The sequence below is a fragment of the Pseudomonas brassicacearum genome (assembly GCF_918698105.1).
In the GTDB taxonomy this organism is placed as follows: Bacteria; Pseudomonadota; Gammaproteobacteria; order Pseudomonadales; family Pseudomonadaceae; genus Aquipseudomonas; species Aquipseudomonas brassicacearum_F.
Map to the genome: position 1 here is coordinate 1 of NZ_CAKKMI010000011.1, position 13,169 is coordinate 13,169.

9 protein-coding genes are annotated in these 13,169 nt (G+C 60.9%); 4 read left to right on the forward strand and 5 right to left on the reverse strand.

Features of this window, described 5'->3' with window-relative positions:
* Positions 1 to 139: 139 nt before the first annotated feature.
* Positions 140 to 1,759, reverse strand: coding sequence for an inorganic phosphate transporter (locus LQ215_RS06640; protein WP_230148132.1), 1,620 nt, complete (start codon positions 1,757 to 1,759; stop codon positions 140 to 142).
* 315 nt (positions 1,760 to 2,074) lie between these two features.
* On the opposite strand from LQ215_RS06640, the gene LQ215_RS06645 reads away from it, so the two are divergent.
* The 4 genes from LQ215_RS06645 to LQ215_RS06660 all read left to right on the forward strand — a co-directional run bounded on the left by LQ215_RS06645 (position 2,075) and on the right by LQ215_RS06660 (position 7,440).
* Entirely contained in the window at positions 2,075 to 3,010 is a 936-nt protein-coding gene (locus LQ215_RS06645) for a Ppx/GppA family phosphatase (protein ID WP_230148134.1), read from the forward strand.
* Positions 3,011 to 3,257: 247 nt separating this feature from the next.
* Complete coding sequence (locus LQ215_RS06650; protein ID WP_230148136.1) at positions 3,258 to 4,355, forward strand: carboxynorspermidine decarboxylase; 1,098 nt, start codon at positions 3,258 to 3,260, stop codon at positions 4,353 to 4,355.
* A 25-nt stretch (positions 4,356 to 4,380) separates the two neighbouring features.
* Entirely contained in the window at positions 4,381 to 5,625 is a 1,245-nt protein-coding gene (locus LQ215_RS06655; RefSeq protein WP_043042741.1) for a saccharopine dehydrogenase family protein, read from the forward strand.
* A gap of 1,314 nt (positions 5,626 to 6,939) precedes the next feature.
* Entirely contained in the window at positions 6,940 to 7,440 is a 501-nt protein-coding gene (locus tag LQ215_RS06660; protein ID WP_230148321.1) for a GNAT family N-acetyltransferase, read from the forward strand.
* 66 nt (positions 7,441 to 7,506) lie between these two features.
* Here LQ215_RS06660 and LQ215_RS06665 read toward each other — a convergent pair whose 3' ends face one another.
* The 4 genes from LQ215_RS06665 to LQ215_RS06680 all read right to left on the reverse strand — a co-directional run bounded on the left by LQ215_RS06665 (position 7,507) and on the right by LQ215_RS06680 (position 13,106).
* Complete coding sequence (locus LQ215_RS06665) at positions 7,507 to 7,935, reverse strand: DUF1810 domain-containing protein (protein ID WP_230148138.1); 429 nt, start codon at positions 7,933 to 7,935, stop codon at positions 7,507 to 7,509.
* A gap of 430 nt (positions 7,936 to 8,365) precedes the next feature.
* Positions 8,366 to 9,064 (reverse strand): outer membrane protein, encoded by a 699-nt coding sequence (locus LQ215_RS06670; protein WP_230148140.1) that lies wholly within the window; start codon positions 9,062 to 9,064, stop codon positions 8,366 to 8,368.
* An 85-nt stretch (positions 9,065 to 9,149) separates the two neighbouring features.
* Positions 9,150 to 9,446 (reverse strand): polyketide cyclase, encoded by a 297-nt coding sequence (locus tag LQ215_RS06675; RefSeq protein WP_230148141.1) that lies wholly within the window; start codon positions 9,444 to 9,446, stop codon positions 9,150 to 9,152.
* Positions 9,447 to 9,677: 231 nt separating this feature from the next.
* Entirely contained in the window at positions 9,678 to 13,106 is a 3,429-nt protein-coding gene (locus LQ215_RS06680) for a beta-ketoacyl synthase N-terminal-like domain-containing protein (protein ID WP_230148143.1), read from the reverse strand.
* Between the last annotated feature and the right edge of the window lie 63 nt (positions 13,107 to 13,169).

Genomic DNA, 13,169 nt, shown 5'->3' on the forward strand with positions numbered 1-13,169 from the left:
ATGTTTATAAGAGACAGCCGTTGCAGCGTTTGTGACTGACACACCGCTATCGCGAGCAAGCTCGCTCCCACATTGGCAGGTGGCGGACAGGAGATTCAGCGCGAGGCCTCAGTCAGGTGAGGCCTCGGCGAACGAGAGGTCAGAACAGCTTGGTGAACAACCAGTAGAGACTGCCCGAAAGGAGGATGGCAGCCGGCAGCGTCAGGACCCAGGCCATCACCAGGTTGCGGATGGTGCGCATCTGCAAGCCAGAGCCGTTGGCGACCATGGTGCCGGCCACGCCGGAGGACAACACATGGGTCGTGGACACCGGCAAGCCGAACATGTCGGCGGCGCCGATGGTCAGCATGGCGACGGTTTCGGCCGAGGCACCTTGGGCGTAGGTCAGGTGGGACTTGCCGATTTTTTCACCCACCGTCACTACGATGCGCTTCCAACCGACCATGGTGCCCAGGCCGAGGGCGATGGCCACGGCAATTTTCACCCACAGGGGAATGAACCGCGTGGAATTGTCGATCTGCTGCTTGAACAATTGCAGTTGGGCGCTGGTGTCGGCGTCGAAGTTGCCGACCTTGTTCTTGTCCATCAGGCGAATGGTTTCGCTGGTCAGGTACATGTCGTTGCGCACGTTGCCCACCGCTTCGGCGGGTACTTTGGCCAGCGAGCCGTAGCCTTTGACTTCGGCGCCGATGCTGCCGGTCATCGCAGCCAGGGCCGGTACCAATTGCGGCGTCGCCTCCTTGCTGCCCACGTACGTGGAAAGGATCGCTCGCGAATCTGCCGGGGCCGGTATCGGCGAGTGCTTGACCAAGGCTTGCTGGGTGACCTGCGCCACGGCGGCGAATTGCAGCGCCTGGTCGGCCGGCATGGTGCGGTTCAGCGCATACGCCATCGGCAGGGTGCCGACCAGAATCAGCATGATCAGGCCCATGCCTTTCTGGCCGTCGTTGGAGCCATGGGCGAATGACACGCCGGTGCAGGTCAGGATCAGCATGCCGCGAATCCACCAGGGCGGCGGCGTATTGCCGTGCGGGGCCTTGTACAGCGAGCGGTTCTTGACGAACGCCCGCAGCGCCAGCAGCAACAATGCAGCGCAACCGAACCCCACCAGCGGCGACAGCAGCAACGCATAGCCGATCTTGGTCGCCTGGGCCCAGTCCACACCGCTGGTGCCGTCACGCCCGTGCATCAGGGCATTGGCGACGCCCACGCCGATGATCGAGCCGATCAGCGTGTGGGACGATGACGCCGGCAAACCCAGCCACCAGGTGCCCAGGTTCCACAGGATGGCGGCGATCAGCAGGGCGAAGATCATGGCGAAGCCGGCAGAAGAGCCGACCTGCAGGATCAGTTCCACCGGCAGCAGGGCGATGATGCCGAAGGCCACAGCGCCGCTGGAAAGCAGCACCCCGAGGAAGTTGAAGAAGCCCGACCAGGCTACGGCTAAGTTCGGCGCCATGGAATGGGTATAAATGACGGTGGCCACGGCGTTGGCGGTGTCGTGGAAGCCGTTGACGAATTCGAAGCCAAGGGCAATCAGCAGCGCCACACCCAATAGCAGGAACGGCGTCCAGGTGGTCACTACGGTGCCGAGTTCGTTCATGTCGTGCATCAGGCTGTAGGCGGTAAACAGCAGGCCGCTGCCCAATACGGCGAAAAACACCACTAGGGTCATCACACTCGGTTTGCGGTTGAGTAGCGGTCTTGAGCTTGGGGCGATGGAACTCGATGAGTCCATGACCAGGGTCTGGTTCGTCATGATGGAAAACTCGGTCGTGGGGGCGCGACCCACGCTAGTTGCATTTTGTTACATGCCGGTGACGGACATCAGTGCCTCACGCTTGCCCCTGGCTAAAACGTTTATCCGCGGAGGATGTCCGCACGATCGGGTTTTATCGTTTACGCTCGAAGGCGCAGAGTTCGTCCGAATGTCGTCGGCACGCGTCTGTTTTCATGGCCGAGCGCCAGGGGTGTCATCCAGGTGTCATCGAAGCCGTGGCAGGATCCTCGCAAACCATCGTGGGAAGTCCGGCAGCGCCTGTGCCTGCTGGCTGATGAATCAAGGAACACCGCTATGAAAGGCGACGCCCCCCTGTTCGCGGCCATTGACCTGGGCTCCAACGCCTTCCGCTTGATGATCGGCCAGTCAGTCAAACGCAATCGACGCCTGGTGATCCAGGAAGTGAAAACCCTGCGTGAGCCGGTCCGGTTGGCCGAGGGCCTGCAGGCCGGGGCATTGGATGAATTGGCGTTGGATCGAGGCTGGCAGGCCCTCGCCCGATTCGGCAAAAAACTGCGTGGTTTTGAAGCCGGACGGGTGCGGGCGGTGGCGACCAGTGCCGTGCGCGAAGCGGCCAATGCCCAACTGTTCCTGGCCAGTGCCGAGCGGCATTTGGGGTTTCGGATCGACGTGCTCTCCGGGCATGAGGAAGCCCGGCTGGTGTACGCCGGCGTTGCCCATACGGTGCCCGGTGTCGAGCGCACGCGGCTGGTGGTGGACATCGGCGGCGGCTCAACCGAACTGATTCTGGGGCAGGGCGCACAACCGCTGTTCACGGAAAGCATCGCCATCGGCAGTGGCACCTTTGGTGCGCGTTACTTCCCGGGCGGATGCATCACCGCCCAGGCGCTGTTGGAGGCGGAGCGAGTGGCCGTCCTGCAATTTGAAAAAGTGGCGCCTCGTTATCGCGCGCTGGGCTGGCAGCAGGCGATCGGCTCTTCCGGCACTGCCCGGATGTTGGCCAAAGTGCTCAAGGCCAACGGCCTCAACGACTTGGGTAAAGGCGGCATGACCTACAGTGGATTGTTGCGTTTGTCGTTGCGCCTGCTGGAAGTCGGCCATGTCGACCAGCTCAGGTTGGCCGGCTTGCAAAGCCATCGCCTGGGCATCCTGCCCGGTGGCCTGGCGATCATGCTGGCGGCATTCAAGGTCTTCGGCATCTCGCAGATGATTGCTTCCGAGCCGGGCCTGAGGTTCGGCGTTCTGCATGGCCTGATGCATCAGCACTGACCGCGGACGGTTGTTGCCCATTGCCGTCTACCAGCGACGACTCGATTTCAGCGCCTCTTCGATGACCCCTTATTTACCCGATCATCCAGCATTTCGTCGCCTGGGCAGTCGGTACGTCCGGTTATCGCAAAGCGTGGGCTCGGATCAGGGTGATTGCGTGAACGGGGCTTTTCGCTCTTTCGATATGCAGTCAGTGAAGGCACAATGCGCATCCTTTTTTGGCTCGCCTTGCCCGGAGGCCTCGAAAATGATCAAAACGCCGTACTACCTCATCGATAAACAAAAGCTGCTGGCGAACATGCAGAAGATCGCCTATGTGCGGGAGCAGTCCGGGGCCAAGGCCTTGTTGGCGCTCAAGTGCTTCGCCACCTGGTCGGTGTTCGACCTGATGCAGCAGTACATGGACGGCACCACGTCGTCGTCGCTCTATGAGCTCAAGCTCGGCCGGCAGAAGTTCGCTGGCGAGACCCATGCCTACAGCGTCGCCTGGGCCGACGATGAGATCGAGGAGATGCTCGCCAACTGCGACAAGATCATCTTCAACTCCATCGGCCAGTTGCAGCGCTACACCGAGGCGTCGGCCGGCAAGGTTCGCGGCCTGCGGGTCAATCCGCAAGTGAGCAGCTCCGATTACCTGCTGGCCGACCCGGCGCGCCCCTTCAGCCGCCTGGGCGAATGGGATCCGGTGAAAATCGAGCAAGTCATCGAGCATATCTCCGGCTTCATGTTCCACAACAACTGCGAGAACGGCGATTTCGGTTTGTTCGACCAGATGCTGGGCACTATCGAAGAGCGCTTTGGTCACTTGCTGCATAAGGTCGAGTGGGTCAGCCTCGGTGGCGGCATTCACTTCACCGGCGAGGGCTACGCCCTGGACGCCTTCTGCGCGCGGCTCAAGGCCTTCTCGCAAAAATATGGCGTGCAGGTCTACCTGGAGCCGGGCGAAGCCGCGATCACCCAGAGCGCGTCGCTGGAAGTCACCGTGCTCGACACGCTCTACAACGGCAAGCACCTGGCCGTGGTGGACAGTTCCATCGAGGCGCACATGCTCGATCTGCTGATCTATCGCCTGGACGCCAAAATGGCACCGAGCGAGGGCGAATACACCTACATGGTGTGCGGCAAGTCCTGCCTGGCCGGAGACATCTTCGGCGAGTACCCATTCGATCGTCCGCTGTCCATCGGCGATCGGCTGTCGTTCATCGACGCAGCGGGCTACACCATGGTCAAGAAAAACTGGTTCAACGGCCTGAAAATGCCGTCCATCGTAGTGAAGCAGCTCGACGGCAGCGTCGAGGTGGTTCGCGAGTTTGTTTACGACGACTATCTGTCCAGCCTGTCTTGAGCTGGCGGAAGGAGAAATGAAGAAATTGAAGAAGAACGTACTTATCATTGGTGCAGGAGGTGTCGCCAAGGTGGTGGCCCACAAGTGCGCGCAGCACAACGACGAACTCGGTCGTATTGCTATCGCGTCGCGCAACATCTCCAAATGCCAGGCCATCATCGACAGCGTCAAGGCCAAGGGTAGCCTCAAACAACCCGCCGACATCAAGGCCTTTGCACTGAACGCTCTGGATGTCGAAGCGACCAAGGCGCTGATTCTCGAAACCGAGTCGCAGATCGTCATCAACGTCGGCTCTGCCTTTCTCAACATGTCGGTGCTGCGTGCCTGCATCGATACCGGCGTGGCCTACCTGGACACCGCTATCCACGAAGAACCGGGCAAGGTCTGCGAGACGCCGCCCTGGTACGGCAACTACGAGTGGAACCACCTCCAGGAGTGCCAGGAAAAGAACATCACCGCCATTCTCGGCGTGGGCTTCGACCCGGGTGTGGTCAATGCCTATGCGGCACTGGCGCAACAACAGCATTTCGACCGCATTGATTCGATCGATATTCTCGACGTCAATGCCGGCTCCCATGGCAAATATTTCGCCACCAATTTCGACCCGGAAATCAATTTCCGCGAATTCACCGGACAGGTGTGGAGCTGGCAGGACAGCCAGTGGACCAGCAACACCATGTTCGAGGTCAAGCGCACCGACGACCTGCCGGTCGTGGGTTCGCAGAACCTGTACCTGACCGGCCACGACGAAGTGCACTCGCTGTCGAAGAACCTCGATGTGCCCAATGTGCGTTTCTGGATGAGCTTCGGTGAGCACTACATCAACGTGTTCACCGTACTGAAGAACCTCGGCCTGCTCTCCGAGCAACCGGTCAAGACTGCCGAAGGCCTGGAAGTCGTGCCGCTGAAAGTGGTCAAGGCCGTGCTGCCTGACCCGAGTTCGCTGGCGCCGGGCTACACCGGCAAGACCTGCATCGGCGACCTGGTCAAGGGCGTCAAGGATGGCCAGCCGCGCGAGATGTTCATCTACAACGTGGCCGACCACGAGGACGCTTACGCGGAAACCGACAGCCAGGGCATTTCCTATACCGCAGGCGTGCCACCCGTGGCCGCAGCCTTGCTGGTGGCCCGTGGCGAATGGGACGTACAGCGCATGGTCAACGTCGAGGAGCTGCCTGCCGAGGCGTTCCTCGAGGCGTTGGATGTGATGGGCTTGCCGACGCGCATCAAGGACGAGCATGGGGACCGTCCCTGGAACCAGAACGCCTGAAGGATAGCGGCGGGTTGCGTTCCGGCTTCCCCAATCCGCGGGAAGCCTTGAAAAAAATGCTCCGTATCGAAAGGTACGGGGCATTTTTCGTTTATGGCCCCATCAAATGAATAACCTTGTGGCGAGGGGATAAATCCCCTCGCCACATAAGTCCCTGGATATACCTATTTCATCTGTCCCAACGGACGCTCCTGCGCCGCTTTTTGTGGCGAGGGAGCTTGCTCCCGCTGGGGCGCGCAGCGGCCCTGAAGCCTGACCCTTTGGTGTTTCAGGCAGACCGCGTTCAGCTTTTTGGGGCTGCTGGGCAGCCCAGCGGGGCGGTGCGACGTTTCGCTAAATCCCCTCGCCACAAAAGCCCTCGGGGGTTCCGTTTATCTGTCTCATCGGACTGACCAGCGCCGCTTTTTGTGGCGAGGGAGCTTGCTCCCTCGCCACGGTGTTGTGTTTGGCTGGGGAAGGGGTGAACCATTCAACTCCTTGCATAGAACAAACTGTGGCGAGGGGATTTATCCCCGCTGGGGCGCGCAGCGGCCCTGAAGCCTGACCCTTAGGTGTTTCAGGCAGACCGCGTTCAGCTTTTTGGGGCTGCTGGGCAGCCCAGCGGGGCGGTGCGACGTTTCGCTAAATCCCCTCGCCACAAAAGCCCTCGGGGGTTCCGTTTATCTGTCTCATCGGACTGACCAGCGCCGCTTTTTGTGGCGAGGGAGCTTGCTCCCTCGCCACGGTGTTGTGTTTGGCTGGGGAAGGGGTGAACCATTCAACTCCTTGCATAGAACAAACTGTGGCGAGGGGATTTATCCCCGCTGGGGCGCGCAGCGGCCCTGAAGCCTGACCCTTAGGTGTTTCAGGCAGACCGCGTTCAGCTTTTTGGGGCTGCTGGGCAGCCCAGCGGGGCGGTGCGACGTTTCGCTAAATCCCCTCGCCACAAAAGCCCTCGGGGGTTCCGTTTATCTGTCTCATCGGACTGACCAGCGCCGTTTCTTGTGGCGAGGGAGCTTGCTCCCGCTGGGGCGCGCAGCGGCCCTGAAGCCCGACCCTTTGGTGTTTCAGGCAGACCGCATTCAGCTTTTTGGGGCTGCTGCGCAACCCAGCGGGGCGGTGCGACGTTTCGCTAAATCCCCTCGCCACAAAAGCCCTCGGGGTTCCGTTTATCTGTCTCATCGGACTGACCAGCGTCGCTTTTTGTGGCGAGGGAGCTTGCTCCCGCTGGGCTGCGCAGCAGCCCCACAACACAAGACCGCTCAAGCACAAACCCTCGCCATGAACCATCATTCGACCTTACGATTGCGCTTCAAGACCCAGGAGAAGCAATCAGTGACCCCATTCAGGATTCGCGAGCTGGAGAATACCGACGCCGAAGCGCTGCTGGCCTTCGAAATCCATAACCGTGAATGGTTCGAATCGCAGATCGACCCACGGGACCCTAGCTTTTATTCATTGACGGGCGTCACCGATCACATTGAAAGTTATTTGGCCGATTTTGCTACGGGCGCCTGGCACCCGTTTGTCATCGAAGATTCCAGCGGGAGAATCGTCGGGCGAGCGAATCTGAAAAGCATCCACTCACCACAGGGTTGCGCCGAGGTGGGCTATCGCATTGATCAACGTGCTTGCGGGCAAGGGCTGGCAACGCAGGCCCTGAAACATCTGATCGAGGCGGCGCGGATGCGTTGGGGGCTTACGCAGCTGGTGGCTTATGTCTATGAGAGTAACGTCGGCTCAAGGAAGGTCCTTGAGCGATGCGGGTTTGTGCCTGGAGCGCTGTCGGGTGGCGAGGAAATCGAGGGTGGAGGCCGCTTTGTGCTGTCGATCTAGAACGTTGATCCGCGCAGGACAGCCATTGGATTGGCCACGTGCACTGCCTTCGTCCATGTTTCGTGATCAGACCTTTCTACGCTCTTGTTCCTGAAGCAATTCCAGTGTCCTTGCGTCGCGGCTCACCCCACCACCCAGCGCCTGGGCGTACACGGAATGCTCGCCCGCGGCCGCTGCAAAAAGCGTCATGCAGGACGCGAACTTCATGGCATCGATGGATCCGAGGAGTTTCTCCAAGGCGACTCCAGAGTCCAGTACCGCGCGAGTCGCACGCTCGAGTCGCGGACCCAGCAGCGGGTGCTGCAAATAGTCCCGCGCCTCGTCAATGCCGCGCAGGCCGTAGTAGGCGGCGTTGTCACTGACGCCCAGGCCGCGTAATTGGGGAAAGATGAACCACATCCAGTGGCCTTCCTTGCGGCCACGCCGCAGTTCAAGCAAGGCGTGGTCGTAGGTTGAGGCTTGCGCCTGGACAAAACGCTCCAGTGATTCGGTCATGGGAGCCTCCGATACGGTTTCAAGGCTGAAGAATGAACCAGACAAGAGCAAAGCCTATAGCACACTTGCGCTATAGCGCCGCTTGGCACTCGTCCCTAACCTATGAGCGTTATCGGTTTTCGATCGATCGCAACGAGCACATTGGGACAAGGATCTGTTTTTTGAAAAGCACACCTGCCGTCTCGGCCCTTGCCGCCAGTGGCTGGGGTTCTTTTATCACCGGTGCGTCTCGCCGAGATGAAGGATGGTCGGCTGGTTCGTTACGGTGATCGCCATGGTGCCGGGGCATCGTTGGTGACCACCACCTACCAGCCTCCGGCATCCACACCGATTGATCTGCAACCGGGGCAGACCGTCACCGCCAGCGAGAGTCTGGCAATTGATTGCCGAAGGCAAGACCAACAAGGCAAGGCGCCGATCCGCGTACAGCCTACAACCAGTACCGCAAGCCAAGCATCAAGGACTGGGCGTTGTATTCGGTTTCCACATCGGCCTGGGGCAGGCCCTGGATTTTGCCGAAGTTCGCTTCGCCGGTCTTGAAGTAGCGGTAATCCAGGGACATGGACCAATGCTCGCTCAGCTCGTAGGCGACGCCGGCGCCGAGTTGCCAGGCCGAGACGGTATCGCGATGGGTGCCGCCGAACTCGACGCCGCCCGCTTCCAGGCCCTTGATCGTCAGCACCGCATAGCCCAGGCCACCGCCCACATAAGGCGTGAAGCGGCTCAAGGGGGCGGGCAGGTTCGGGATGTCATACCAGAGATTGGTCATGAGGCTGCTGGCTTGCTCTTCGCCTTTGCCCTCGATGCTGCTTCCGCCCTCGTAGATCCGGTTATTGAACTGGTCCAGGGTGTTGCGGCGGTAGCTCAGTTCCACCTCGGGCCGTAACCCGACCGGAAACCGCCAGCCCAGTGCAAGCCCGGTGGCGTAGCCCGAGTGCAGCGGTTGATTGAATTCCATTTCGACGAAATCGTCGTTGTTCTGGGTCAGGTCCTGCTTAGCGACCCAGTTCACGCCGCCCATGCCACTGACATAGGGGCCGAGGTTGTCGGCGAAACTCGATGCCGGGGCCATAGTGCCCAGACCAACGATGCCCATGACAAGATATTGGGTGTTTTTCTGTAGATTCATGCTGGATCCGAAATGTGCTGTTATCGAGAAGTAAGCGAAGCGAATCCGGGAGGGCGCGTTGCGCACGCATCCTTCCGAAAGATTTTTATACGAGGTGCAAGGGCGTCGTGGTTTTCGCCAGCCCCGGGGCGCCGATGGCCCGTTGTTCAGCCAGCGTGCAGAGGTTGTCCAGCGCCGTGGTCATCGCTGCGGTCAACGCTTTGCGCAGCAGCCCGCGGTACAGGAAACTCAACGGCCCGGAAATTTTCGCGCTATGGATGACATGGGTTTCATCGGCAGAAAGCCTGCGCATCTGATGATCGAATTCGAGGTCGATCCACAGCAGCCGTGCGCTGTTGCGATAGCTTTCGTGCAGGCTCACGGCCTCCAGTTTCAGTGGCATGTTCAAGCCGTTCTTGAGCATACATTTGCCGCGTGTCCCTGCCTGGAAAGGGCCGTCGAGTTGACACTGGCGAACATCGGTATCCCATAACGGGGCTTCTGCAATATTGCTCCAGATCTTCCAGATTTCAGACGGGGGCGATTTGACTATGACTTGCACTTTGACATCGTTCACGGCGACACCTTGGTTGTGGGGGGCACGGTCATGCTGGAGGGCAGATCCATTCAATGCTCAGGCCGCCGGCGCGGATTGACTCAGCACCTGGGCGGTAATGCTCGCTTGACCGATTTTTTCGCCCCGGTTGAACAGGTCGATGTAGATACGGTTGGTCTTGAATGCCTGGAGCGCTGCATCGAAACCGGCTTGCGGCGCCAATGACAGCGGGCTGTTCCTGGGGATGGGGCGATCCAGGGTGAAGCTCAAGGCCAACAGATTCATCGGGGTATTGAGTGGAATCCGCAGATGGCTGTGGGCGATCTGCATGTAGCACTGGCGAGCGACTTCGAGGAAATACACCATCGAATAGTGTTCGGGATCACCGGCCTGGAAGAAGTGTTCCGGCGGCAGTATCACCGTGTCCACGCTCAGGCCCTGGGTGACGCCGCTCATGTCACTGACGATGACGTTCTCCTCCCTGGCCTTGTGCAACAGCGCCTTGTTACGGCAGGGCCTGGCGGTGAATTCACCGGTCGGCGATGTCTCGAACGCCGAGCTGTAGGCCATCCCGAGCACGCAGGTGCACATCACTTTCCCGGCCTGCATGACCTTGGCATTGAACACCTGGGGATCCTGGCCTTGCTCGACGTGCAGATCGATCACGCCTTGCTTCTGTACGTATTGTTGGAACTTGATCGTCAGGCTCTTGATGTAGGCGACCCGTCCGCTCAGAGGCGGCATCGCCAGTTCGATCAGTTGCAGCACGCCCTCGAGCAGCAAAATGCCCGGGACGTGATCCAGGGGGTGATCGAAAAAGTACGGGTGCCCTTCGTCCACCACGAGCTGGGCGTGCAACGACTGTGGGCTGCGTTGGGCGTTGGCGATCACGATATGTTCCGCGCTGCGCTGCCAGTGCGCAGGACGCTGGGTGGCGTTGCCGCGGTGCAGGGCGAACAGGCTTTCCATAGCGCGAACCCGCACCCGCAGCCCGGAGAGCAGGGTGCTGGTGAGCGTGTCGCTGAGTTGCAGTACGTCGACGCCATCGTTTTGCGGTTCGCGAATCACGCTGACAGGCCGGGCAGGCATGATGACCTGCTGCAGTTCGTGGGATGACGAATGGGCAAAGCGCAACATGAAGGGATGCTTGATGGGCGGGCTGGCCTCGGCCGCCGTCGGGCTCCATTGGCGAAGCTTCTCGGTAAACAGCCACATCACCGGCTTGCCAGCGTCGCGCACCTCGATCACGGTATGGGTCGCGCCCTTCAACATCACCGCCAACAGGGTCTCGATGCCACTGGCTTCAGCCAGGTAGCCGGTCATCTGCTGCAGTGATCCGCTGGCAGGCGTCGCAGCAGGCTGCAGTTCACAGACATCAACGTTCGGATAGTCGCTCGGCGCCTTACCCAGCCGTCGGCACGCCTCTTCCAGCGAGTCGGCGGCGTGGGCGAGGACTGCCGCGCGGATCACCAGCAAGGGTTTGTCAGCGGCATCCGGTTGATAACGACGCAGCGCGATCAGCCCCAGCCCTTCACCTTGCGTGACCGTGCTGCACCGGGCGCGCTCGACCTCGATTTCACCGCTGACAAAACGTCCTGCGCCGAGCAGCAGCGTGGTGATGCCGTCGTTGAACCATTGCGGCGAGGCCAGCAAGGTTTGCCAGAACAGGCCCGCCGTGCCGACCAGGGTCTGATGGAAGCCCTTGAAGTCAAAAATCTGCGCCGGATAGCCGGACAGCATGTTCGGCAGCATGGTTGCCACGTCCGTCACCTCCACGCCCGGTGCCGTACCTTGTGCCCGGGAGTAGAAGTTGTGGGCGCTGCTGTAGGCATTGCTGAAGCGCTCGCCACCCATGTTGCAGCACATGACCATCGCGGTGCCGGGCGAACCGGCCACGCCTGGCAAACGTCGCAGCAAATGATTGACGCGATCGGTGATCAACAGCTTGAACGGATCGACATGAGCCAATGGCTTGGGCCCCATGCCATAGCCATCGATATCGATGACGTGGTCTTGCGCGAGGAATTTGCCCAGCAACGGTTGACCGGGCGCCGGGGTGTAATCAACGAAGCGCCCATATGGGAACGTGACCGAAGGTGCCGCGGGTTGATCGAGTTGCTGCTGGAATGACTGCAAGGAACGGTGGCTGCCCAGCGCTGCTTCAGCCTCGACAACGGCAAGGTCGAGCATCACCACGCCACTGGCGCTCGCCGGCGCGCCCAGGGGAGCGGCAGGGTGGTTGTCGGGAATGTATTCATCCACCACCAGGTGCGCGTTGGCACCGCCGAAACCAAAACTGGAGATGCCAATCCGGCGTGCAGATGGATGATCCTCCAGGGGATGTACCTGCTGGGTGGCGAGTCGCAGGCAGGTCTCGTCGACCTTGCTGCTGGGGCGATAACCGGGCTGCGGGGGAATGCCTTTATGGTGCAGCATCATCAAGGCCTTGGCGAGGGAGGCTCCGCCGGCAGCGGCCAGGGGGTGGCCGATGACCGACTTGATCGAGCCGATGGTGATTTTCTTGCCGTCCGGGCGATGGGGGGCAAAGAAGCTGTTCAGCGAGGCCAGCTCCGTTGCGTCCCCCAGCGGTGTACCGGTGCCGTGGGTCTCGATGTAGTCCACATCGCGCGGATCAAGGCCGCGATAGGCGCGTTGGTAGGCCGAGTACTGCGCCTGTTTGCCAGGCGCAAACACCGAGCCTTCGGCGCCGTCGGCGGACATGCCCAAGGCGCGCAACACGCCCAGGGGACGCCGCTGCGCCGTCAGGGCCTGGGCGAGCGGCTCGACCAAAAAGGCCACGGCGCACTCGCCCGGCACGATGCCGTCGGCGTCCTGGCCGAACGCTTCCATCCGCGCGCGGGCGGAAAAAGCCGTCAACTGCGAGAAACCCAGGAACAGCGCCGGTGGCAGCACGGTGTTGAGGGCCATGACAATCGCGTTGTCGGCCTGGCCACTGTTGACCAGCGCCTGGGCCATATCCAGCGCGTAGGGGAACGAACTGCACGCGGTGTCTACCGATAACGCCGGCCCACCCAAGGCAAAGGCCGCCGCCAGTTCTGCCACTTGTTCACCCGGTGTGAAGCCCGTCGGTGCGTCGGTTTTTCCGAACATGCCGGTGACGAAATAGCTCTCGTCACTCCAGGAGGTCGCGACCACCAGCGCGGTGCGCTCCCTGTTCAGTGCCGAGCCTTGTTCGGCGAGTTGGGTGAGCAACGTCTGGAGCACTTTCTTGCCGATGGCGACCTGTCGTCCTTCGTGCCGTGACGGCGTCGAGGCGTCATCGGCCAGGCAAAAAGCGCTGTCCAGGTAGGTGCGATCCTTCTCGCCGGCCTTGGTTGAATAGATCGACCCTTTGTCCAATTCCCAGCGTGTCGGCATTGATTCGATCGGTGCGATCTGCCCGTGCGAGAGCAACTGCCAAAGCGCATCCGTGGACGGCGCCCCCGGAAACTCGCCCGCCATTGCGCTGAAGCAAAAATCGCCCTTTGTTGTGACTGCGCCACTCATACCTGTCTCCCTGATCGCCAAATGCTGGGTGACCTGTTCGATCACCCGGATTCCATTCCTGTT

What these genes read in the sequence shown, in the direction of transcription:
- LQ215_RS06640 (WP_230148132.1), bottom strand. Translation starts at nt 1,759, where the DNA reads ATGACGAACCAGACCCTGGTCATGGACTCATCGAGTTCCATCGCCCCA.
- LQ215_RS06645 (WP_230148134.1), top strand. Translation starts at nt 2,075, where the DNA reads ATGAAAGGCGACGCCCCCCTGTTCGCGGCCATTGACCTGGGCTCCAAC.
- LQ215_RS06650 (WP_230148136.1), top strand. Translation starts at nt 3,258, where the DNA reads ATGATCAAAACGCCGTACTACCTCATCGATAAACAAAAGCTGCTGGCG.
- LQ215_RS06665 (WP_230148138.1), bottom strand. Translation starts at nt 7,935, where the DNA reads ATGACCGAATCACTGGAGCGTTTTGTCCAGGCGCAAGCCTCAACCTAC.
- LQ215_RS06670 (WP_230148140.1), bottom strand. Translation starts at nt 9,064, where the DNA reads ATGAATCTACAGAAAAACACCCAATATCTTGTCATGGGCATCGTTGGT.
- LQ215_RS06675 (WP_230148141.1), bottom strand. Translation starts at nt 9,446, where the DNA reads ATGCCACTGAAACTGGAGGCCGTGAGCCTGCACGAAAGCTATCGCAAC.
- LQ215_RS06680 (WP_230148143.1), bottom strand. Translation starts at nt 13,106, where the DNA reads ATGAGTGGCGCAGTCACAACAAAGGGCGATTTTTGCTTCAGCGCAATG.